Annotated in this window: 22 protein-coding genes and 1 pseudogene; 15 read left to right on the top strand and 8 right to left on the bottom strand. The window is 57.7% G+C overall.

Going from position 1 to position 21107, the window contains the following annotated elements; genetic code table 11:
- Positions 1 to 49: 49 nt before the first annotated feature.
- Positions 50 to 1309, bottom strand: coding sequence for an NADP-dependent isocitrate dehydrogenase (icd, locus tag H035_RS0110400; protein WP_022948912.1), 1260 nt, complete (start codon positions 1307 to 1309; stop codon positions 50 to 52).
- A 112-nt stretch (positions 1310 to 1421) separates the two neighbouring features.
- Between icd and dgt the strand changes: the two genes are divergently transcribed.
- From dgt to H035_RS0110380, 4 genes are all read left to right on the top strand, one after another.
- Positions 1422 to 2756, top strand: coding sequence for a dGTP triphosphohydrolase (dgt, locus tag H035_RS0110395; RefSeq protein WP_022948911.1), 1335 nt, complete (start codon positions 1422 to 1424; stop codon positions 2754 to 2756).
- A gap of 133 nt (positions 2757 to 2889) precedes the next feature.
- Positions 2890 to 3645, top strand: a complete 756-nt coding sequence (gene surE, locus H035_RS0110390; protein ID WP_022948910.1) for a 5'/3'-nucleotidase SurE — start codon at positions 2890 to 2892, stop codon at positions 3643 to 3645.
- Positions 3642 to 4301, top strand: coding sequence for a protein-L-isoaspartate(D-aspartate) O-methyltransferase (locus tag H035_RS0110385; protein ID WP_235044570.1), 660 nt, complete (start codon positions 3642 to 3644; stop codon positions 4299 to 4301). Before surE ends, H035_RS0110385 begins: the two co-directional genes overlap by 4 nt.
- On the top strand, positions 4301 to 4879 hold the full coding sequence (locus H035_RS0110380; RefSeq protein WP_022948908.1) for a YqaA family protein: 579 nt from the start codon (positions 4301 to 4303) through the stop codon (positions 4877 to 4879). The genes H035_RS0110385 and H035_RS0110380 overlap by 1 nt, the downstream gene beginning before the upstream one ends.
- Before the next feature lie 123 nt (positions 4880 to 5002).
- Here H035_RS0110380 and H035_RS0110375 read toward each other — a convergent pair whose 3' ends face one another.
- On the bottom strand, positions 5003 to 7309 hold the full coding sequence (locus H035_RS0110375; protein ID WP_022948907.1) for a DUF1631 domain-containing protein: 2307 nt from the start codon (positions 7307 to 7309) through the stop codon (positions 5003 to 5005).
- Between the two features lie 364 nt (positions 7310 to 7673).
- Here H035_RS0110375 and H035_RS0110365 point away from each other — a divergent pair, with 364 nt between their 5' ends.
- Together H035_RS0110365 and H035_RS19210 are read left to right on the top strand one after the other, a co-directional pair.
- Positions 7674 to 7928: a ribbon-helix-helix domain-containing protein gene (locus tag H035_RS0110365; protein WP_022948905.1), complete on the top strand. Its 255-nt coding sequence runs from the start codon at positions 7674 to 7676 to the stop codon at positions 7926 to 7928.
- Positions 7929 to 8005: 77 nt separating this feature from the next.
- Positions 8006 to 8185, top strand: a complete 180-nt coding sequence (locus H035_RS19210; protein ID WP_200861543.1) for a PIN domain-containing protein — start codon at positions 8006 to 8008, stop codon at positions 8183 to 8185.
- Positions 8186 to 8296: 111 nt separating this feature from the next.
- Here H035_RS19210 and H035_RS0110355 read toward each other — a convergent pair whose 3' ends face one another.
- The 5 genes from H035_RS0110355 to H035_RS22600 form a co-directional block, all read right to left on the bottom strand.
- Complete coding sequence (locus H035_RS0110355; RefSeq protein ID WP_152486012.1) at positions 8297 to 8551, bottom strand: hypothetical protein; 255 nt, start codon at positions 8549 to 8551, stop codon at positions 8297 to 8299.
- 84 nt (positions 8552 to 8635) lie between these two features.
- The gene (locus tag H035_RS0110350; RefSeq protein ID WP_022948902.1) at positions 8636 to 9229 is read right to left on the bottom strand and encodes a Uma2 family endonuclease; all 594 of its coding nucleotides are present in this window, start codon (positions 9227 to 9229) and stop codon (positions 8636 to 8638) included.
- 63 nt (positions 9230 to 9292) lie between these two features.
- Positions 9293 to 9865 carry a hypothetical protein gene (locus H035_RS19205; RefSeq protein ID WP_152486011.1) on the bottom strand — a complete coding sequence of 191 codons (573 nt, stop codon included), beginning with the start codon at positions 9863 to 9865 and terminating at the stop codon, positions 9293 to 9295.
- Between the two features lie 93 nt (positions 9866 to 9958).
- On the bottom strand, positions 9959 to 11944 hold the full coding sequence (locus H035_RS19200) for a hypothetical protein (protein ID WP_022948900.1): 1986 nt from the start codon (positions 11942 to 11944) through the stop codon (positions 9959 to 9961).
- A 68-nt stretch (positions 11945 to 12012) separates the two neighbouring features.
- The gene (locus H035_RS22600) at positions 12013 to 12453 is read right to left on the bottom strand and encodes a pilin (RefSeq protein ID WP_022948899.1); all 441 of its coding nucleotides are present in this window, start codon (positions 12451 to 12453) and stop codon (positions 12013 to 12015) included.
- A gap of 433 nt (positions 12454 to 12886) precedes the next feature.
- On the opposite strand from H035_RS22600, the gene H035_RS0110330 reads away from it, so the two are divergent.
- The 4 genes and pseudogenes from H035_RS0110330 (at position 12887) to H035_RS19195 (ending at position 14032) form a co-directional block, all read left to right on the top strand.
- Positions 12887 to 13156, top strand: coding sequence for a ComEA family DNA-binding protein (locus H035_RS0110330; RefSeq protein WP_022948898.1), 270 nt, complete (start codon positions 12887 to 12889; stop codon positions 13154 to 13156).
- 198 nt (positions 13157 to 13354) lie between these two features.
- The gene (locus H035_RS0110325) at positions 13355 to 13609 is read left to right on the top strand and encodes a FitA-like ribbon-helix-helix domain-containing protein (protein ID WP_022948897.1); all 255 of its coding nucleotides are present in this window, start codon (positions 13355 to 13357) and stop codon (positions 13607 to 13609) included.
- Positions 13609 to 13713 (top strand): annotated as a pseudogene (locus tag H035_RS22760) (VapC toxin family PIN domain ribonuclease); the annotation flags it as partial. The gene H035_RS0110325 and the pseudogene H035_RS22760, both read left to right, overlap by 1 nt.
- 28 nt (positions 13714 to 13741) lie before the next feature.
- The gene (locus tag H035_RS19195) at positions 13742 to 14032 is read left to right on the top strand and encodes a PIN domain-containing protein (RefSeq protein WP_200861542.1); all 291 of its coding nucleotides are present in this window, start codon (positions 13742 to 13744) and stop codon (positions 14030 to 14032) included.
- A 152-nt stretch (positions 14033 to 14184) separates the two neighbouring features.
- On the opposite strand, the gene H035_RS21355 is transcribed toward H035_RS19195, so the two are convergent.
- Entirely contained in the window at positions 14185 to 14823 is a 639-nt protein-coding gene (locus tag H035_RS21355) for a hypothetical protein (protein WP_022948896.1), read from the bottom strand.
- 319 nt (positions 14824 to 15142) lie between these two features.
- On the opposite strand from H035_RS21355, the gene H035_RS0110310 reads away from it, so the two are divergent.
- The 5 genes from H035_RS0110310 (at position 15143) to rplS (ending at position 21071) form a co-directional block, all read left to right on the top strand.
- Complete coding sequence (locus H035_RS0110310) at positions 15143 to 18844, top strand: FAD-dependent oxidoreductase (protein WP_022948895.1); 3702 nt, start codon at positions 15143 to 15145, stop codon at positions 18842 to 18844.
- A 291-nt stretch (positions 18845 to 19135) separates the two neighbouring features.
- Positions 19136 to 19417, top strand: a complete 282-nt coding sequence (gene rpsP, locus H035_RS0110305; protein ID WP_022948894.1) for a 30S ribosomal protein S16 — start codon at positions 19136 to 19138, stop codon at positions 19415 to 19417.
- 6 nt (positions 19418 to 19423) lie between these two features.
- Positions 19424 to 19930 (top strand): ribosome maturation factor RimM, encoded by a 507-nt coding sequence (gene rimM / locus H035_RS0110300; RefSeq protein WP_022948893.1) that lies wholly within the window; start codon positions 19424 to 19426, stop codon positions 19928 to 19930.
- On the top strand, positions 19930 to 20667 hold the full coding sequence (gene trmD / locus H035_RS0110295) for a tRNA (guanosine(37)-N1)-methyltransferase TrmD (RefSeq protein ID WP_022948892.1): 738 nt from the start codon (positions 19930 to 19932) through the stop codon (positions 20665 to 20667). The genes rimM and trmD overlap by 1 nt, the downstream gene beginning before the upstream one ends.
- 50 nt (positions 20668 to 20717) lie before the next feature.
- Positions 20718 to 21071, top strand: coding sequence for a 50S ribosomal protein L19 (rplS, locus tag H035_RS0110290; protein WP_022948891.1), 354 nt, complete (start codon positions 20718 to 20720; stop codon positions 21069 to 21071).
- Positions 21072 to 21107 lie beyond the last annotated feature (36 nt).

Genomic DNA, 21107 nt, shown 5'->3' with positions numbered 1-21107 from the left:
GCCGGTCGCCCCTACGAGTGGCCTGTGAATGTTAATGGGGCCGCCCTATTCATGCCTTCATGTGCTGGATAATGGCTTTCCCGAAATCGGAGCAGCTGATTTCCCGGGCTTCTTCCATCAGCCGGGCCAGGTCGTAGGTGACGGTCTTGGCCCGGATCGCGCCTTCCAGTCCCGTGGAGATCAATTCGGCCGCCTCGTGCCAGCCCAAATGCTGAAGCATCATTTGCGCCGACAAGATCAGCGAACCCGGGTTGACTTTGTCCTGGCCGGCGTATTTGGGGGCGGTGCCGTGGGTGGCTTCGAACAAGGCGACCCGGTCGGAGAGATTTCCCCCCGGCGCCATCCCGATGCCGCCCACCTGCGCGGCGAGGGCGTCGGAGACGTAATCGCCGTTGAGATTGGGGGTGGCGATCACGTCGAAATCTTTCGGGCGCAGGAGAATCTGTTGCAGGAAGGCGTCGGCGATGACGTCCTTGACCACGATCTTCGCCCCGGTGCGGGGATTCGGGAAAACCTGCCAGGGTCCGCCGTCGAGCGGCTGGGCGCCGAACGCTTCCCGGGCCACCTCGTAACCCCAGCTCCGGAACGCGCCCTCGGTGAATTTCATGATGTTCCCCTTGTGGACGAGGGTTACCGAAGTGCGTTCATGGTCGATCGCGTATTGCAGGGCGCGGCGCACCAGCCGCTTGCTGCCGGCTGCCGAGATCGGTTTGATGCCGATGCCGCAATGCTGCGGAAAGCGGATCTGGGTCACCCCCATTTCCCCTTGCAAAAAACCGATCAATCGGTCCGCTTCCTGGGAATCCGCGGCCCATTCGATGCCGGCGTAGACGTCTTCGGAGTTTTCCCGAAACACCACCATGTCCACGTGCTCGGGGTGCTTCATCGGGCTGGGGACGCCGTCGAAATAGCGCACCGGACGCAGGCAGACATACAGGTCGAGGGTTTGCCGCAGAGTCACATTGAGGGAGCGGATGCCGCCACCGACCGGCGTGGTCAGAGGACCCTTGATGGCCACCGCGTAATCACGAATGGCGGCGACGGTTTCCTCCGGCAGCCAGACATCCCCCTCGTATAATCGGTTGGCTTTTTCACCGGCGAAGATTTCCATCCAGGCGATTTTACGCCGATTGCCGTAGGCTCTAGCGACGGCGGCATCCACCACTTTCCGCATCACCGGCGTGATGTCCCGGCCGGTGCCGTCCCCCTCGATGAAGGGAATAATCGGTTTATCCGGCACGTTCAGGGAATGATCGTCATTGACGCGGATCTTATCGCCTTCGGCGGGAATTTGGATTTTGGCATTCATGGCATCGCTCCAGTGAGGAAGATGGGTTGGAAAGGATGAATTGCATTATAAACCCCGGATGTCGGTATCATAGGCCCATGACTCTTTTGCTTTGTTGTCAGCGAGCATCCCCATGAGCATGGACTGGCGTCGCCTGCTGTCCACTCGGCGGTTGGGCAAACCGGTACCGGAATCCCGGCCGCCGCCGCCGCGCACGGAGTTCGTCCGCGATTACGACCGCCTCGTCTTTTCCTCCGCCTTCCGGCGCTTGCAGGATAAGACCCAGGTCTTTCCCCTGGCCAAGAGTGATTACGTCCGTACCCGCCTCACCCACAGCCTGGAGGTGGCCAGCGTCGGCCGTTCCCTGGGAATGCTCGCGGCCGAGGTGATCCGAAGCCGCGAACCCGAACTGGAACCCGTGGTGATTCCCCAGGATCTGGGGACATTGGTGGCCGCCGCTTGCCTGGCCCATGACATTGGCAACCCGCCCTTCGGTCATGCCGGGGAGGACGCCATCCGCGAGTGGTTCGCCGGCTGGCCCGGTCTCGATCGATTGAGTGAAGCCGAGTCGCGCGATTTGTTGAAATTCGAGGGCAACGCGCAGGGATTCAGGGTCCTGTGCACCCTTCAGAACTCCGGGCAGCGAGGGGGGATGCAGATGACCTGTGCGGCGTTGGCGGTTTTTTCCAAGTATCCCCGCGCGTCGTTGGTGGATGAGGAGCAAAGTCGGGGCGCCGGCGGGCGCAAGTTCGGATTTTTTCAGAGCGAGGCGGACTGGTTCGAACTCGTCGCCGGGGAGACTGGCCTGATCGCCAAGCCGGGGCGGGGCGAGGCCTGGTCTCGCCATCCCTTGGCGTTTCTGATGGAAGCCGCCGACGATATCTGCTATCACGTGATCGATGTGGAAGACGGGTACAAGACCGGGGTGGTCGGTTTCGATCAGCTGATGTCTCTGCACGCCCCTTTTCTAGCGCAAAAGCATCGCGATAAAGCACGACGATTCCCTGATCCCGCCCAACAGGCGAGCTACTACCGTTCCGTGACCATCGACCGCTTGATCCGGGAGGCGGTGGTGGTGTTCGGTGAGCACTATGAAGGGTTGATGACCGGCGCCTTCGATCGGCCTTTGACCGAATCCATCGAGCATGCAGAGGCGTTTGCCGCCTTCAAGGATTTGGCCGAGCGCCAGGTCTATCATTGCCGGCCGGCAACCGCCATCAAGGTGTGCGGTTTCGAGGTCATCGGCGGATTGCTGCAGACGTTTTTGGGCGCGATCGAGACCCGCGCCCAAGGTCGCGCCGGCGCCCGGGCCGCCGCTTTGTTGCGTCTCATGCCGGGCGGAGACGCCGATTTCCAGTCCTTCTCTCCCTATCGGCAAGCCCTTGCCGCGACGGATTTCGTGGCCGGGATGACCGATTCCTACGCGGTGGAGCTGTATCAGCGCATCCGCGGGATTTCCCTGCCTTGAACCATCTAAGATATTGATTCGGTACAGAACGAAACCCGAGCCGGAGCGCTCTCTCCGGCTCTTTATAATTTGACCGGACAGAGACCGGTCAACTTGGGTAAAATTACAAAGTTTTGTGGTATGGCGGTAAAAAATGCATATTCTGCTCAGTAACGACGACGGTTACATGGCCCGGGGGCTGGTGCGTTTGGCCGAGGCCTTGCGCCGAAGGGCGAGGGTCACGGTGGTGGCGCCCGACCGTAACCGCAGCGGGGCCAGCAATTCCCTGACCCTCGACCGGCCGCTTAGAATCACGCGAACCGATAATGGATTTTACCGGGTGGACGGCACCCCCACCGATTGCGTTCACGTGGCCATCACCGGCTTGCTGGAGGAAGAGCCCGATATGGTGCTGGCGGGGATCAATCACGGCGCCAATTTGGGCGACGATGTGCTTTATTCCGGCACGGTGGCTGCCGCCACCGAGGGACGCTTCCTGGGACTGCCCGCGGTGGCGATGTCTTTGGCCGGCGACAATCCCCGTCATTTCGATACAGCGGTGGCGGTGGCCTTGCGGTTGTTGGATCGGATGGAAGAGAATCCCTTGCCCCCTGACACCATTTTCAACGTCAACGTCCCCGATCTTCCCCTGAGCGAGATCCGTGGATTCCGCTCCACCCGTCTGGGTCAGCGCCACAAGGCCGAACCGGTAATCAAGGCGAGCGACCCCCGGGGGCGGACGATTTATTGGATCGGTCCCGCCGGGCCCGAGCAGGATGCCGGACCGGGGACGGACTTTCACGCCATCCGCTCTCAGTACGTCTCGGTTTCTCCTCTCCAGATCGATCTGACCCGTTACCATACCATCGATCCCATCGCCGATTGGCTGCCGGAGGGTCCTTTAACGTGAGCGTACACAGAGACGGGATCGGAATGACCTCTCGCCGCACCCGCGAGCGGATGGTGCAGCGTTTGCGCGAACAAGGCATCTTCAATGCCAGGGTGCTGGAGGCGATGGCCGCGGTGCCCCGCCATCTGTTCGTGGAGGAAGCCTTGGCCAGCCGTGCCTACGAGGATACCGCCTTGCCCATCGGCTTCGGACAAACCATTTCCCAGCCTTATACCGTGGCGCGTTTGACCGAGCTGGCGATCGGTCAGCGCCGGCCGGAAAAAGTGTTGGAAGTGGGCACCGGTTCGGGATACCAGACCGCGGTTCTGGCACACATGTGCGGAACCGTCTATACCGTCGAGAGGATCGAGGCGTTGCAGAAAAAGACCCGCTTCCGGCTTTACGACTTGAAGGTCTACAACGTCAAATATCATCACAGTGACGGCGGTTGGGGATGGCCCAAATACGCGCCTTACGATGCCATCGTGATCACCGCGGCGGCGGGGGAAATTCCCGATGCTCTCCTGCGTCAACTGGGCAACGGCGGAGTGATGGTCATTCCGATCGACCAGGACGGAGACCAGGTGCTCAAGCGGATTACGCGCACGGACACCGATTATGAAGTGGAGGATATCGAACGGGTTCGCTTCGTCCCCTTGGTAGGGGGCGTGAACTGATGTTCGAGGGTTTGTATCGCCGGGTCATGTCTTATGCCCGCCATCGCCATGCCGGTTGGTATCTATTTGCCTTGAGTTTCACCGAGTCGGCGTTTTCCCCCGTGCCTCCGGATGTCATGCTGGCGCCCATGACGCTGGCTCGACCGGGCCGGGCCTGGCGTCTGGCGACCTTGACCACCTTCGCCTCGGTCCTGGGCGGGGTGTTCGGTTATGCCATCGGTTTTTTCTTTTTCGCAGTCGTGGCGCCCTGGCTTCAGCAGTGGGGTTATTGGGAGGCTTACTTGACCGCCCAGCAGTGGTTCGGGCGCTGGGGGTTTTGGGCGATTCTGTTGGCGGGTTTTTCCCCTATTCCCTACAAAATATTTACCATCGCCGCCGGCACACTGGCCATGAATCCGCTGCTTTTCTTGTTAGCATCGTTCATCGGCCGCGGCGGCCGGTTTTTTTTGCTGGCGGGCTTGATTGCCTGGGGGGGAGAACGATTGGAACAGGCGATCTACCGGCATATCAACCGGATCGGTTGGGCGTCGGTGGGCTTGGCTGCGCTGGTTTTGGGAGGGGTTTATCTGTCCCGCTGAAGGAGAGGTGTTCGCCATGGAGCAGGTGAGTACGATACGGGACACGCTGTAAATACGTCCTTGTACGCTCGAATCGCAGCATCCCTGCTGCGAACGGCCCCGTATCGTACCCACCTGCTCCATTTAACCGACCTGATTGGCGCCGCCGAGCAAGGCATAAATGCGTTGGATGGCGCGTTCCACGAACGGTCTTTTGTCCCATTCGAGCTGCCTGGTTTGGCATGCCAGCATTTCCTCGGCCAGTTTGGTCAAGGATTTGACCGCTACCTGAACCCCTGCCTGATTCACGAAAATGGTGTAACCGGTCTTGGGGCTGTACCAGGAAAGTTTGGCCCGGAAAGGCCTTCCGGTTTCGGCGTCTTCGAATTCGAACCAGGTACCCAGCTTCAGCTTTCGCAGGCGCCGGGTAAGTCCTTCCAGGTCCGGCGAGGATTCGTTCGAGGAGGCATTCCGTCCGGGGAGCACTTCCGGCGAGAGATCTTGGAGTAAAGGGTAGTGACCGGGATCGATGGCTTCTTGAGGTTCCGGCAATTCCCAACTATCGCCGTCGCTGACGAAGGCGACCTCCTGACAGCATCTCAACTCTTCCAGCAGGCGGTCGGAGCGGTTTTCCGGGTCGCCAAGCAAGGCGAGCCCTTTTTGAATCGATTGCTGTAGGGCGGGCAGTCTTCGCCGCAGCTCGCTTTGCTCCGCCGAAGTGGTTTTGGGCTGGACGCTCCAAATAATTTCGCGCGTGAGGTCGAGATAATATTGCCGGGTTTCGTTGTCTTCGCTTTTGCGGAGATATAACAGCACCAGCAGATTGGCCCAGGGACCGAACAACAGTTTTTCCGCGGCTTTGGGCAAGGATTGACCGCGCACCGCCTGAACCAATTGCCGTGCCACATGTTGCCTGGCCTCGCGCAAACGCTCCTGGCCCTTGGCCTTTTCGATCGCGCGCTTTTCCAGCATCCGCGCGCGTTGCCGGAATGTCTCCAGAAACGTCTCGAATTCCGACAATAAATGGTCGAATAGCTCAACGTTATCGTCGAATTCGGTTAGGATTCGGTCGACTGTTTCCCGCATACGGGTATAGACAACCTGCTCGTTCTTTTCGGTCGCGTTGCACAAGGCACCGGCCCGGGTCAAGGTGTTGAGCAATCGGCGCGCGGGGTGGCGGCGTTTGAAGAAGAACTCGCGATCCACCAAGGCGAGTTTCAGGTAAGGTGTGTGCAGATGACTCAGCAAGGCCTTGACCGAGTCGGGAAGATTGGAGTCGTTGAGAACCTGTTCGAACAACATGCCCACCAACTCGATGACGTCGGCGTCCGTGTGGGAGACTTGGTGTTGTTGAATCAAGCGGGCCAATTGCGACAGCTGGGCGGCAAATTCCGCTCGAATTTGCTCCAAAGGTTGTTGCGCGATGTTGGTGGGGACGGTACCCGGCCGTCCGTTGTTGTCGCTGCGGAGGGTTTTGAGGGCGTCCATCAGTTGGCCGAGATCGCGGCCGGCTCCGGCCGAATCGGCGGCTTGGGCTGCCGGCCCGCGACGTTGGCGCAGCAGGTCGCTGATGTTTTGGAAAATGCCCTGTTCGTGGATTTCTTCGCGCGTGTCCGTCGGGATGCCGTCGGCTGCAGGGGAGCGTTCAGTTTCCGACGTTGCGGACTCGGTAGCCGAATCTTCCTTTTCCGGTGCCTCGGTTACTGTTGGTGCTTGTTCCCGTGCGGTATCCCGCTCTGAATTCGTCGAAGGGGCGTAAACCGGATGTTCCTCCAAATTAGGGAGGATTCCCGCTTCGATCAACGATCGGTTGTATTGTTGATAGATCCCTTCCGCCTTCTGGATCACCTGATCGTCGAAAGCTTCGATCAGGCTGATTTTGACACCGGTATCGACCGGAATTTGGAGCGTGGCCAGAGCGGCACGGAAAGCGTCGCAGACATGTCTCGGCCCACCGGGCAACGCGGCGTTGCGTTCCCCCGGCTTGAACCCGCCATTGATGACCGCCAGGCGATGGTCGAGGGTGAACAGAGACTCGCTGAGATGGGTACAGGCGCTGCCTACGACCGTATCGAAGGCCAGTTCGATTTCGAAGGATTCCTTTTCCACGAGGGAGAGCTTATGACGTTCTGTCGAGGAGGCATCCGACGTATTCGGCGGCGGGTTGGCGTGGCCGAGGATAAAACGCTCGAAACCGGCCATCAGCTCATTGAGAAAGTCCTGCGCCATGCTTCTCCGATGCTCACGAACTTCTTGGCGGACGTCCATGCAATGGGCTTGGAATACATTGCTTTCCGCCTGATCCGCCAGTTGGAGCAGGATCTGGGGGAGTTCCTCGAGAAAATCATGGAATCGAACACTGAAGTCCTTTACCACCTGCTCGCGGCAGCGGTGGGCCAGATCGATGTAGCGGGGAAGCACCCCGGCGGCGGAGACGGATGCGGCTTGCATTTAATCTTCGGCTTTAGGCAATCGTTGGATCAGGTTATCCGGGCGAATCGAGCCACGCGGCGGTTTTTCACCGGTGATTCGTCTCGCATTGCTTGAATGTCCGGCTTGCCGTAGCTGCCGTTATTTAAATGATAGCAGGTGATCAGCTGTATGGTGGGGGGGAGTTCCTTTCGCCGACCACGGAACGCCTCGACCGTCGGGAAAAATTGAATCGTTGCCAAGACCGCATGGCCGAATTGCTTGAGCAGACGATCGGCGTAGGTGATGAATTGGTCGGGATTTAAAAGTGGTGTCCCTTTACTTCTCCAAAACTAATCAGATGGTATCATAGTCACACAGTCATCCATTATCTTGGAGCGTTGACATGTCCGAAACCGTCCGTTTGACTATCAAGATTTCCAGGGACACTGACCTTTTCCTGCGTGGATTCCTTGGCGCCCGGGGTATGAAGAAAGGCGATCTGTCCCGTTTTGTCGAGGAGGCCATTCGCTGGCGGATACTGGATCAGACCGTCCAGGAGATCAAAGAACGTAACCTGGATCTCTCGCCGGAAACTCTGGAAGCGGCGATCGATGAGGCGGTGCGTGAGGTCAGATCGGAACGACGCGATCAAATCTGACTTTGGCATGCGAGCCGTTCTCGACACCAACATCCTGCTGTCCATGCTGTTAATCATTAGCTTTGCTCGCCGATCCATTGCCACAAATCGATCGCTCGCCCGATCCTGACGACAACTGGCTACTGGCCGTTGCCGAAAAGACCCGGGCGGATTTTTTGGTCACCGGTGACAAAAGCGACCTTTTAGGGTTGGAGAAACATGCCATGACCCGGATAGTGACAGCCCGTTTCCTGGTGGACCGGATCGCCGGATGCTGATTCAAACGTCTCGGCGCTCAGAATCTACTCGGATCATAACAGCAAAGTCTAAATTCTAAATGGGTGTCCCTTTTCCCGCCTTTTCCCTCCGATTCGGATGCATCCGGTTTTTCACAACCTGGGAACATCTTTTAACCAAACGATTGTCGTCACCGCCTGGTAGGGCACCGTGATGGTTTTGTTCTTGACAGTCAGATTGATCCACTCTTTTTTTATCCGCGTTTTTCCTTCGAGCCAACAACCTTCCTCAAGCAAAATGGGTTTAAAACCGGCATCGATCAACGCCTGGCAGTAAGGGGCATCCAGATAGACCACCGCCGGTTGTTTCGGAAACGGCATGACCAGAAACGCGATCAGCATTGCCATCGTGATCCCTGCCAGGATCCCGGTTGCGATGGGATAAAACCAATTATCGATAATGGAGGATTCCTCTTTGGACCAATGGATGGATTAATCGTCGGATTCCGGCAAGCGCTGAAGGAGGGCATCCCAGCGAATGACCGCATCCGGCAGGACTAGTATGGGGGTTTCTCCGCGCATTGCGTGGATCTCGGGTTTACCGTAACGCCCGTTTACCAGGTGGTAAACGGTGATCAAGCGTTCGATCGGATCCACCAGCCAATATTCCCTAACGCCGGTGCGTTCGTAAATCGCCCGTTTGCGTTGATGGTCGTGAAAGGCGGTGGCCGGAGACAAGACCTCCACCACCAGATCCGGCGCCCCGCGCACCCCGCGCCGGTCCAGCTTGGTTTCGTCGCAGACCACCAGAACATCCGGCTGGACGACAGTGTCGATTGCATCGTCCGCTTCGTCCTGTTTGGGCAGGCGCACGTCCACCGGCGCGATGAAAGGACGGCAGGGTTTGCCTTCCAATTGATTGGCCAATTGACGGTAAATTTCGCCGGTGATGTCCTGATGATCTAGCGTGGGCGCGGGCGCCATGAGGTAGGCCCGACCGTCGATCAATTCGTAGCGGACATCCTCGGGCCAGGTCAGGTATTCGCCGTAAGTATGGAAGTCGGGATCACGCAGCGCCGGTTCCATCGGTTCGAACCTCCAAAGTATCGGGTCGAATGAATCTCAGTTTGACATAAGCGGGCCAATTCGTCATGCCGCCTTCGCCTCAAATACCGCCCGTGCCGCGCGGATGCCGCGCAAGTACTTGGTCTGCCGGGCGGCGCACAGGTCGATAAGATTTTCCGGCGCGCCGACCGCATGGCCGAATTGCTTGAGCAGACGGTCGGCGTAGGCGATGAATTGGTCGGGATCGATGCCGAGCCGATCGAGGATTTTGGGTGTGGTTGCCGGGATCGCCCCGCGTTTGTCCGGCCGAATGGCCCGACCGGTGTAATCGACGAGTTCCAGATACTCGTCGAAGGCAAAGGGAATCGCGGTTTCGAGCCTTCCCGTCGCGTCAAACGGCATCAAGGGGGCGGAAATCGGTCCGGTTTCTTGGGGTGAAGCTTGCGGGCAAGCGTGATGGCCTTCTTCGGAAGGCTCGACCGGCGAGGCGGGTGGTTTAGAGAATTCGGACGAGGGAAGGGCGGACGCTTCCGATTCGACGGATGGATTTTCATTGTTTGCCAACGCCTGAATCCTCTCCTGGATCGAAGTGAAATCGGAAGCTTCCGGCGTTTCGGCGATGCCGGCCCGGATCGGGTTCAAATCGACATAAGCCATCGCGGCCAACAGCCCCTTCTCATCCAAGAGGGCCTGGCTTTTAAAGCGGCCTTCCCAGAACCGGCCCTTGACCCCGTCTTCTTTATTCGCTTCTTAAAGAATAGGAGAACATCGCCTTGGAGGCGTGCCGTGTTTGGATTCGGCTGCGTCCAATTCCGAGGCGAGTCGGATAAATTCTTTTCGATACCATTCGTCGGGAAACCTGAGTCCCTTCCTGTTGCCATTCGACAGCCGTTGTTTAGCCTGCATGAGAAAAGCGCGGGCATCGGATATATATCCGTAGCTTGCTAGATCGCTCATGATTTTCAGATCGGTACCGACTCGGCCGGTCTCGCTTGAAACGGTATTGAAGTGGCGACAGGCGGACCGAATGTTTTTTTGTGTGAGTTCGATTCTGCCTTTTTGGTACAGGAATGCTAATCGTTCCACTTTAGGTTGCGCGTATTCCCGCCGTCTTTGAAAGGCCGCGATGATGCGCCTTACCTGCTCCGCCACCAAGGCATCGGGATGTTTGTCAATCAAATCATTCACCATCGGTTCGATGATATTAGTGACATGGGGATCGTAGGGACCAGATTCGATGGATTGAACCGCTTGCCGGATATCCTTTTCAGAGAGTGTACCCAGGGATTTTTTCAATCCCAGGGAAGCCAAATTCAGCGCGGCCGATTCCGGGCGTCTGGTCAATGCCTGGTTGATTAAATCCAAAGCAAGCTTTGGATTGCCGTGTTGTTGCAGGCGACTGAAAGCGACCACGGTGGCCCGGTCGGAGTCGGGATTCTTCATGGCCCAGTAAACGCTTAGTTCCACCGGCTTGCCCCATAAAGAGGTTTGCTGATAACAGAAGACGGACAACACCACGATAATGCCGGGAACCGTTAATCTTCGGTATACCGTGGGCAAACGCAGCAATAAAGCGGCAATTGGCGTAAACAAAAAGGCCGCGGGCAAATAATTGCGATGCTCGAAAGCCAATTCCAGCGGTAAAATAGTGGATTCCAGGGTGTGTCCGGCCAGGTAAAACAGGGTAGCGAAGGAGAATAACGGAAACTGCCGTCTAAGGCGTATGGAGGTGCCCGCCAAGAGGACAAGCCCGGCAATCGCCGCCAGGGTCTGGGGTGGGCTCGTCAATCCGGTGGAGAAAGAATAGTTGTCGTAAAAAAGGCCGGGATAGCCAGGCTTGGGAATTAACAGATCGTGTAAATAGCGGAAAATGATCCGGGGCTCGGTCAAGAGCCTTTCATAAGGAGTGAATGGGCGGAAGTGATGTTCGAACAGACCATGTAGCCCGGCCCTATAACCGAGATAGCCGACGATCGAAATGGAAGGAGCGATCAATAATAAAGCAACCCACCGTCGAGTGAAAGCATCTTTTTCTTCCTTCCAGAGGTGTCTGATCACAATGGTCTCGATGACGAGCAAATACAGCGGTAGCAGGGCGCCATTTTCCTTGGAAAAAACTGCGAGAACACCTCCTAGCGCAAGTGCCGAGAAAGCGATGGTCCAACCACGCTTGGCGGTGGCCGGGTTGCGGGTCAAATTGCGTCCCCAGAGATAGCCTGCAATGCCCAGCAAAACAAAAAACGCGCTCAGCATGGCCATGCGCTGAACCGTGTATAGGACGGTGGAGGCCCAGTAGGGATGAAGCGTCCATAGCGAAGCGGTTAGCAGGGCGGCTTGATATTTATAGCATTCGGGCTTTGAGGCCGGATTCAAAATCAGATAGGTGCATAGAAAAATGAGACCACCGTTGAGACCATGAAGAATGACGTTGGTACGCAGAAAGGGCTCCGGATCGGTTGGCCAGGTGTTGCCGTCGAAAAGGAAAGTCAGCAAGGATAGGGGCCTGCCGGTGGGTCCGGCGATGCCGGATTTGAGAAAGGCCCACCATTCCCGCCAAGTATCCACTTGCCCGAAGTTGCCGAGCACCGAAAGGTTGGGAATATCGTCAAAAAAGAAGGCTCCCCCTTCGATTCCCGGCCGGTAGAGCAGCCAGACTGCCAGAATGAGGCAGGGTAGGGTGAGAAGCCCAGGGAGCGGACGGGTTTTCTCTCGAAGGGTGGAAGCTAAGAAATTCATGTTTTTGAACTAAAAGGACCCCCGTGAGAAGGGGGTCCTAGTGGCGACGTTAGACAATGAACTTTGAATTAGCTGTCGCGGCAGTCTGCAGGGAGGTATTTGGCTTCAACTGCTGATTTTTTACAATTCCAATCTACTTTGGTATCACCTGAGCTAAAAATTGGGCTCAAGACAAAAGCTTCATCGTCATTACTGATGCCACCACCGAAAGCCTTGACTGTAACCGTAATTCCCTTCGAGCTATCCCATTTTACTGAGTTGACGTATTTGCTATCGATATCGGTTGAAAATCCTGCTTCGTCGGCGCTGGTTGGCAAGGTGTCTTGTGAAATGGCGTATTCACTGACTGCTGCCTTGGCAGCCGAGGCTACAGTTACTGCCTCTGACATCTTTGAGCGGACAGTATAATCCTGATACGCCGGGATGGCGATCGCCGCCAAAATCCCGATGATCGCCACCACGATCATCAATTCAATAAGCGTAAAGCCCTGTTGTCTGCGTTGCATCATGACAAGTCTCCTTATCTTTCTGTTGGTGAGTAAAGTTAGGTCCGTCCGATATAAAGCAATCTTCTTGCCAAATTTATATTTCAAACATAATCAATAAGATACTGTTTTTTTCGGAAGAAAAGAACCGGGATGGTAAGTCGGTAAGGTAAAAAAGTGACGTTTATGGTCAACTGATGCCTATCGAATAGCGTTCACGTAAGCTAGTCGCGTATTACTTCCCTCCGAATGGCTCGGTACGTCACGGCCATTCCTTGGAAGAGGGCGCCCGATCCTCCGTCGGGCGATGCAAAGCAATGGCCTGTCGGTCGTCGATCCCCGGAATGATTTGTGAGCTGTATCACCATTCTGGAAAAAACTCTGGGGCTGGGCTTGAAGGTGGGTGGATGGAGACTATTTTTCTTATTGTTTCTAACCAAAAAAAGGAGCATAAGTAATGCTACGAAATACCGTCTCCATTTTGGTCGCCCTGGGAATGCTGCTGTCCAGCGCCTCGGCGTTGGCGGCGCTAATCAATCTCAACGCCGCCAACGCCGAGGAAATCGCCGAGGCGATGAACGGCGTCGGGTCGGTACGGGCCGCTGCCATCGTTGAGGAACGAAGAAAGAACGGTAAGTTCAAAAGCCTGGGCGAGGTGCCCGAACGGGTCAATGGCGTGGGCGATGCGACGATCGAGAAAAACAAGGACAAGGTTACGGTCCAGTAAATTCATCCCGATCCCCCGCCTCCGCGGGGGATCACTTTTGCGGCCAGACGCGCCAGATCAGGATCAGGGGAACAGAAAGAATAATAGGGACACCAAAGAATAAAAAAATAAATGAGACACCCAAATACCGCTGCTCTTGCACCTTATTCTACAATGTGCCTACAATGCATGCATTGAAATCATCAGATAAGGTGTCCGATGGCCAGTCTGACCATTCGTAATATCGATGAATCGTTAAAGGCGAACCTGCGCTTGCTCGCGGCGCGTCACGGCCATTCCATGGAAGAAGAAGTGCGCCAGATCCTACGCCGTGCCATTCAAAGCGAAAGGGCCTCCCAAGGAATTGGATCCCGTATCGCCAAGCGCTTTGCGTCGGTAGGTGGTGTGGATTTGCCCGAGCCCGAGCGTTCACCGCCGCGTCTACCACCCGATATGTCCGTGGACGGAGAGTAATGATCCTGTTGGATACCAATGTGGTATCGGAATTGATGCGCCCGTCTCCCTCGACAAAAGTCGTGCAATGGCTGGATGCCCGGTCGGAAATGGATGTCTGGGTTTGTACGGTAACGGTAGCGGAAATTTGGCTTGGATTGGCGCTTCTGCCCGAAGGAAAGCGTCGATCGTCGTTATCTAAATCGGTGGAGCGAATGTTTCCGGGAAGACTTCGCGGGTCGTTGCCTGCCGTTCGATTGCGCGGCGGCGCTCGATTATGCCTTGATTGTGGCGGCTAGAAAGCAAGCCGGCCGCCCCATCAGCGTGGAGGATGCCCAGATCGCGGCGATTGCACGGTCCGCCGATTTGACGCTGGCCACGCGTAATGTCAAGGATTTTTCCCACATCGATGGATTGTCGGTCGTCAATCCCTGGAATGAATAGTGAGCCGCGTCACCATGGCGTCGGGTCGGTGCAGGCCGCCGCCATGTCGAGGAGCGGAAGAAAAACGGTAAGTTCAAAAGCCTGGGCGAGGTGCCCGAACGGGTCAATGGCGTGGGCGATGCGACGATCGAGTCCCCCGTTTCCGCGGGGGATCACTTTTGCGGCCAAACCCGCCACAGAATGAGGAGAATCGCGCCGAACTGGGTAACCCAGAACCCGAAACTCCACAGTAATAGATTGGCGCGGGTGCGAGCCAGGCCGATCTGGAGCTCCCCCCGGACCTTCTCGATGTCAACCTTGAGATTGGCCTCGGTCTGAGCGATTTTCTGGGTCAGATCGGAACGAACCTGTTCGATTTCCAACTTCAGGCCTGACTGGATCTGTTCGATTTCCTTGGTCAGATCGGAGCGAACTTGTTCGATTTCCAACTTCAGGCCCGAATGGACCTGTTCGATTTCCTTGGTCAGATCGGAGCGAACTTGTTCGATTTCCAACTTCAGGTCTGAATGGACCTGTTCGATTTCCAGCTTCAGGCCTGAATTGACCTGTTCGATTTCCTTGGTCAATTCGGCTCGGGCCTGCTCGATTTCTTTGGTCAGATCGGAACGAACTTGTTCGATTTCCTTGATCAGGCGCAGTTCGGTCTCGCTCAGATCGGTTCGAGTGACGGTATCGGAAAGGTTGGGATAGCGTTCCTCCAAGGCTTCGAACGCCTCGGCGATGATTTTTGCGCGGGCCTTGTCGTCGGTGGCGCTGGCCAGCTTTTCGTAGAGATCGATGACCGAAGGCATGGAGCAAAGCGTGATTTCGAATTAAACCATCAAAATAATAGCATATTGGTTCCCCGCTTCTGGTGCCAAGACGACCGAAAAAAAGCCTGAATGCTTCGCGCGGCGTTATTTTTGCTTGCCTTATTCTCTGCGGAAACGCCAAGGTAAACACTTTGTTTCCCTTTTATTTTAAGGGAGCCGTTTCTTGTGCAGCGCGGTATAATGATCAAATTTTATTGTCGATCCGGCTGGATTCTAGCCGGCGCCTCTAGTCGATTTTATGATTCCGCTACGGCGCTTGCGAATGTAAAGGCGATCGCCGGGATTGCAAAGGAGCGAGATGACACAGTACGAGACTTTGGCATTGGGTATCGAGGGGTTTGCCTATGAAGACCTGTACGATCCTCTTCGATTGAAAGATCTGACGGCGGCGTTCGATCGTTTCGTCGAGGAAAAAGATCCTCGATTGCTGGCCGAGTTCGAGGAATACCGCGTGTGCCAGGGAGACGGCATGGCTCCGGAGAAGGTGTCCGAGCTTCTGGTGCGAATGGCGCCTTTCGTGGGGGGGTTCCTGGCCCGGTTGTTTCGCATCGAGGAGGCCCGTGCCGGGCAAATGGTGCGAGTGGCCGAGGAAATGGGAACGGTGTTCCGCTACCGGGAAGAAATCGTCGGCAAGGAAGCGCCCAAGCGTTTCAAGCGGGAAAAACCCCGGGAATGGGATATCGATGGCCTGAATGCGCGGTTCGAGTCTCTGCTCGCGGCCTTGGCCGGAGACTCCGGGGATCGCGAAAAAACGGTGGCGGAATGGGCGGTCCGGCTCAAGGAAGCGTCCACCCAGGCGCTGCAGTTGGCCGAAGCCGGCGATTTGAGCGCCATGGCGGACGAGATCGAAGCACTTCGGCGACGAATCGGCGGCCACCCCCGGACCCGGGAAGCGTTCGCCGCCGAGCTGGAAATGCCGCCGGAAGCGTTTTTGGCCGCCCTGTACGAGTGCTTGCTGCGGTGGACGTTCGCCGCCTCCCGTCTCCCGGATATGCAGCCGGAGGTGGCCGATTGGGCAAGCTTCAAGAAGCCCGAGCGAACGGACGTGAACCATCTGGTCGAGCACGACACGGTGAGCCGTGACGCGTACCAGGGGTGGGGGGCGCCGGAAGGGCATCACCGCCGGCGGGTGGGCTTTCATCTCACCGACGATCGTTATCGCAACCTGCGCCCGGTCCTGTACGAGGTCGATCACTGCATCTACTGCCACGAGCGCGACACCGATTCGTGCGCCAAGGGCATGCGGGACAAAAAGACCGGAGGCTACAAGACCAGCCCGTTCGACAAGCCCATCACCGGCTGCCCCTTGGAAGAGAAGATTTCCGAAATGCACTGGGTCAAGCGCCAGGGAGACGATATCGGCGCGCTGGCGCTGGTGATCGTGGACAATCCCATGTGCCCGGGTACCGGCCATCGGATCTGCAACGAATGCATGAAGGGGTGCATCTATCAGAAAACCGAGCCGGTCAACATTCCCGAGATCGAAACCCACGTGCTGACGGCGGTGCTCGATCTGCCCTACGGGTTCGAGATCTACACCCTCTTGACGCGCTGGAACCCCCTCAACGTGCGCCGGCCCCATGCCTTGCCCTACAACGGCAAGAACGTGCTGGTGGTGGGCATGGGGCCGGCTGGCTATACCTTGGCCCATTATCTGTCCAATGAAGGTTTCGGTGTGGTGGGGATCGACGGTCTCAAGATCGAGCCCTTACCGAAAAAATGGCTCGGCGACGAAAACACGCCGCCGCAGCCGGTGCGCGATTTTCAGGAGCTGTACGAGGACTTGAACGACCGGGTGATGCTGGGTTTCGGCGGAGTGGCCGAGTACGGCATCACCGTGCGCTGGGACAAAAATTTTCTCAAGGTGATCTATCTCACCCTGGCGCGGCGGCGCAATTTCCGCTGCTACGGCGGGGTGCGTTTCGGCGGCACCCTGACCATCAACGAAGCCTGGGATCTGGGCTTCGATCACATCGCCATCGCCGCCGGGGCCGGCAAGCCGACCATCATTCCCCTCAAAAACAATCTGATCCGCGGCATCCGCAAGGCCTCCGATTTCCTGATGGCGCTCCAGTCGTCGGGGGCGGCCAAAACGTCATCTATGGCGAACCTTCAGGTGCGCTTGCCGGCGGGGGTCATCGGCGGCGGCTTGACCGCCATCGATACCGCCACCGAGCTGTTGGCCTACTATCCCGTTCAGGTGGAAAAAATCCTGCACCGTTATGAAACGCTCGTCGCCGAGATGGGCGAGGATAAGGTCAGGGCCGGCTACGACGCCGAGGAGCGAATCATCCTCGACGAATTCCTGGCTCACGGCCGTGCCGTTCGCGCCGAACGAAGTCGCGCCGAGGCGGCCGGCGAGAAGCCGGACTTTCTGCCCTTGCTCAACGAGTGGGGCGGGGTGACGGTGTTCTATCGCCGCGGCATGCGCAATTCCCCCGCCTATCGGGAAAATCACGAGGAAATCCGCGAGGCGTTGGAAGAAGGCATCGTCCTGGCCGAGGGCATGAGTCCCCTGGAGGCGGTGGAGGATGATTTCGGTCATCTGAAGGCGGTCAAATTCCAGAAAATGGCGGAAGCGGACGGCCGCTGGCAGGCTACCGAAGAGACCGTGGAGGTGCCCTTGCGGAGTTTGATGGTCGCCGCCGGGACTTCTCCCAATACCCTTTATCAAGAGGAGCATCCCGAAACTTTCGAGATGGCGGGCAAGTTCTATCGGCCGTTCGCGCCCGAATGGATCGATGAGATCCCCGAACTCCAGCCGGTGGAAGACGAACGCCTCTGGCCCAAATTGAGCCGGCCGGCGCCTTTTACTTCCTACCGCCGCCAAGGGAAGTACATCACTTTTTACGGCGACAACAACCCGATTTACGCGGGCAACGTGGTGCGGGCGATGGCTTCGGCCAAGGACAGCTATCCCTATATCGTGCGCTTGTTCGAGAAAGAGCTGGCGGCGCTCGAGCCTGCCGGGCAAGCGGATCGCGATCGCACTTGGGCCGAGTTCCGCGAGCGCTTGGACGATCTGCTCCTGGCGCACATCGTCGAGGTCATCCGGTTGGCGCCCACCATCGTCGAGGTGGTGGTCAAGGCCCCCATGGCCGCCAAGCATTTCGCCCCGGGGCAATTCTACCGGATTCAGAATTTCGAATCGTTGGCGCCTACCAGTCACGGGACCTGTCTGGCGGCGGAAGGCTTGGCTTTGACCGGCGCCTGGGTGGACAAGGAGCGGGGCGTGGTGTCCCTGATCGTGCTGGAGATGGGCAGTTCGTCCAAGCTTTGCAGCCTCTGGCAGCCGGGCGATCCCTTGGTGGTGATGGGAGTGACCGGCGCTCCCACCGAGATACCCTCGGGGCAGACGGTGCTTTTGGTGGGCGGCGGCTTGGGCAATGCGGTGTTGTTCTCCATCGGCAAGGCGCTCAAAGCCGCCGGCAATCAGGTCTTGTATTTCGCCGGCTACCGGGATTCCCGCGACGTGTTCAAGGTCAAGGAAATCGAGGAGGCCTCGGACGTGATCGTCTGGGCGGTGGACGATCTGCCCGGCAATCAGCCGATCAAGCCCACCCGCTCCCAGGATAAGAGTTTCACCGGCAATATCGTCGAGGCCATGCTGGCCTATGCCGAGGGGAAGCTGGGGGCGACGCCGATTCATTTCGACGACGTGGATCATCTCATCGTGATCGGCTCGGACCGCATGATGAAAGCGGTGAAGGAAGCCCGTTACGGCGCGCTGGCGCCCCATTTGAAAAGGCAGCATACCGCCATCGGTTCCATCAATTCACCCATGCAATGCATGCTCAAAGGCGTGTGCGGTCAGTGTCTGTGCCGGCATCAAGACCCGGAGACGGGCGAGGAATATTTCGTCTACTCCTGCTATAACCAGGATCAAGCCCTGGATCGGGTGGATTTCGATCATCTGAATGCCCGCCTGAAGCAGAACACGGTGCAGGAAAAACTCGGCAATTTGTGGCTGGATTACGTCCTTGAGAAGCCTGGCGGATAAGATGAAGATAAACGCATGGATGGCTATTGCCCCCCCGCCAGCGAGGGTGTCGCAAACTCCCTCCCGCTGGCGGGAGAGGGTGGTTTAAAGAAAAATGTCTTTCATTTCAATTAGATCCACCCTCTTCCTAACCTTCTCCCTCCAAGAGGGAGAAGGGATGAATTTCTATAATAAACCCGGGGGAGATGCGATTGTTTTGCCGGATGGGTTAAATCCTGCTTAACATTAAAGGAAAAGTCGGTAAAATATATCGATTAACCTGAATCAAATAACGAGAGAGACTAAATAGCTATGGTTACGATTCGTCTGGCACGCGGCGGCGCGAAAAAGCGTCCCTTTTACCAAATCGTGGTGGCCGATCAACGCGCCAAGCGCGACGGCCGTCACATCGAGCAATTGGGTTATTTCAATCCTTTGGTGGAAGCCGGCGATGCCCGGCTGCGGTTGGATAAGGAGCGGCTGGACTTTTGGGTCGGACGCGGCGCTCAGATGAGCAACCGGGTCAAGAGCTTGGTGCGCGAATGGCGCAAGCTCGAGACGGCCCAGTCCTCGGGAGAAGCGGCTGCGGCCTAAGACGGGGTGACGCGGCGCATACGGCTGGGGGAAATCTCCGGGGCATTCGGCGTCAAGGGATGGGTAAGAGTCTATTCCCATACCCGGCCCCGGGAAAATATCCTCGAATATTCTCCTTGGGAGCTGGCGCACAAGGAGAAACGCTGGTCGCTGAAGGTTCTGGAGGGTCGCCGGCAGGGACCCTCGGTGGTGGCTTCGCTGGAAGGCATCGACACACGCGAGGCCGCGGAAATCCTGCGCGGGGCGAAGATCGAAATCGACCGCACCCGGTTGCCGCCGCTCGAGCCCGGTGAATTTTACTGGGCCGATCTGGTGGGAATGGACGTCTTGGATCTCGCCGGTCGCCGGTTCGGGCAAGTCGTCGATATGATGGAAACCGGTGCCAACGACGTGATGATCGTGCGTGGAGAGGAAGGGAGAGAAATTCTGGTTCCTTGGCTGCGCGATCGAGTGATCCGAGAAGTGAATTTGGCGGCGGGGGAGATCCGGGTGGATTGGGACCCGGGCTATTGATGCGTTTCGACGTGGTCACCTTGTTTCCGGAGATGGTCGAGTCAGCCCTCCGGTTTGGGGTCGCCGGAAGGGCGCGCGAGCGTGGATTGATGCAGCTTATGCTATGGAATCCGCGCGATTTTACCCACGACCGCTACCGAACCGTGGACGACCGTCCCTACGGCGGGGGACCGGGGATGGTGATGCAGGTTCAGCCTTTAAGGGATGCGATTCGAGCGGCAAGGGTGGGCGCTGAAACCGCCCCGCGGGTGGTTTATTTGTCCCCCCAGGGGAAGCGCTTGGACCAGAAGGCGGTGGTTCGTTTCGCCGGGATGGAGCGTCTGGTTTTGGTCGCGGGACGTTACGAAGGGATTGACGAGCGCCTGATCGAGAGCGAAATCGACGAGGAGTGGTCGATCGGCGATTACGTATTGTCGGGAGGCGAATTACCGGCGCTGGTGGTGATCGATAGCGTCACCCGATTGTTGCCCGGCGTGTTGAACGACGCCGAGTCGGCCCGGCAAGACTCTTACATGGCGGGATTGCTGGACCACCCCCATTACACCCGGCCGGAGGAATTTGCCGATCGCCGGGTACCCGAAGTGTTGCTCAGCGGCGATCACGCGGCGATCGCGCGCTGGCGGAGAAAGCAGGCCCTCGGGAAGACTTGGCTGAAGCGTCCGGATTTGTTGCAGGACCAGGCGCTGACTGCGGAAGATCGAGCCCTGTTGGAAGAGTTCAAACGAGAGCTGGGGTAGGGGCGAACCGATGAGTTCGCCCTTCTCGAAAAGCGAAGGAGTAGAGAAAAATGAGCAATGTGATCGAGCAAATCGAAAGGGAACAGATGGCCCACCTGGAAAAGCCGATCCCGGACTTCAATCCCGGTGATACGGTGGTGGTGCAGGTCAAGGTCCGAGAAGGCAACCGCGAGCGCCTGCAGGCGTTCGAGGGTGTGGTGATCGCCAAGCGCAATCGAGGGTTGAATTCGGCCTTCACCGTGCGCAAGGTTTCCCACGGCGAAGGCGTGGAGCGGGTTTTCCAACTGTACAGCCCCTTGGTGCACGAAATTACGGTCAAGCGCCGCGGTAAAGTGCGTCGCGCCAAACTGTACTATCTGCGCGAGCGTCGCGGCAAGGCGGCCCGAATCAAGGAAAAGGTCTAAGCGGCGCTTCACGGACGTAGGGGCGGTCCTATGCGG

Source organism: Methylohalobius crimeensis 10Ki (assembly GCF_000421465.1).
Lineage (GTDB): Bacteria > Pseudomonadota > Gammaproteobacteria > Methylococcales > Methylothermaceae > Methylohalobius > Methylohalobius crimeensis.
This window is presented reverse-complemented; position numbering and strand designations above follow the sequence as displayed.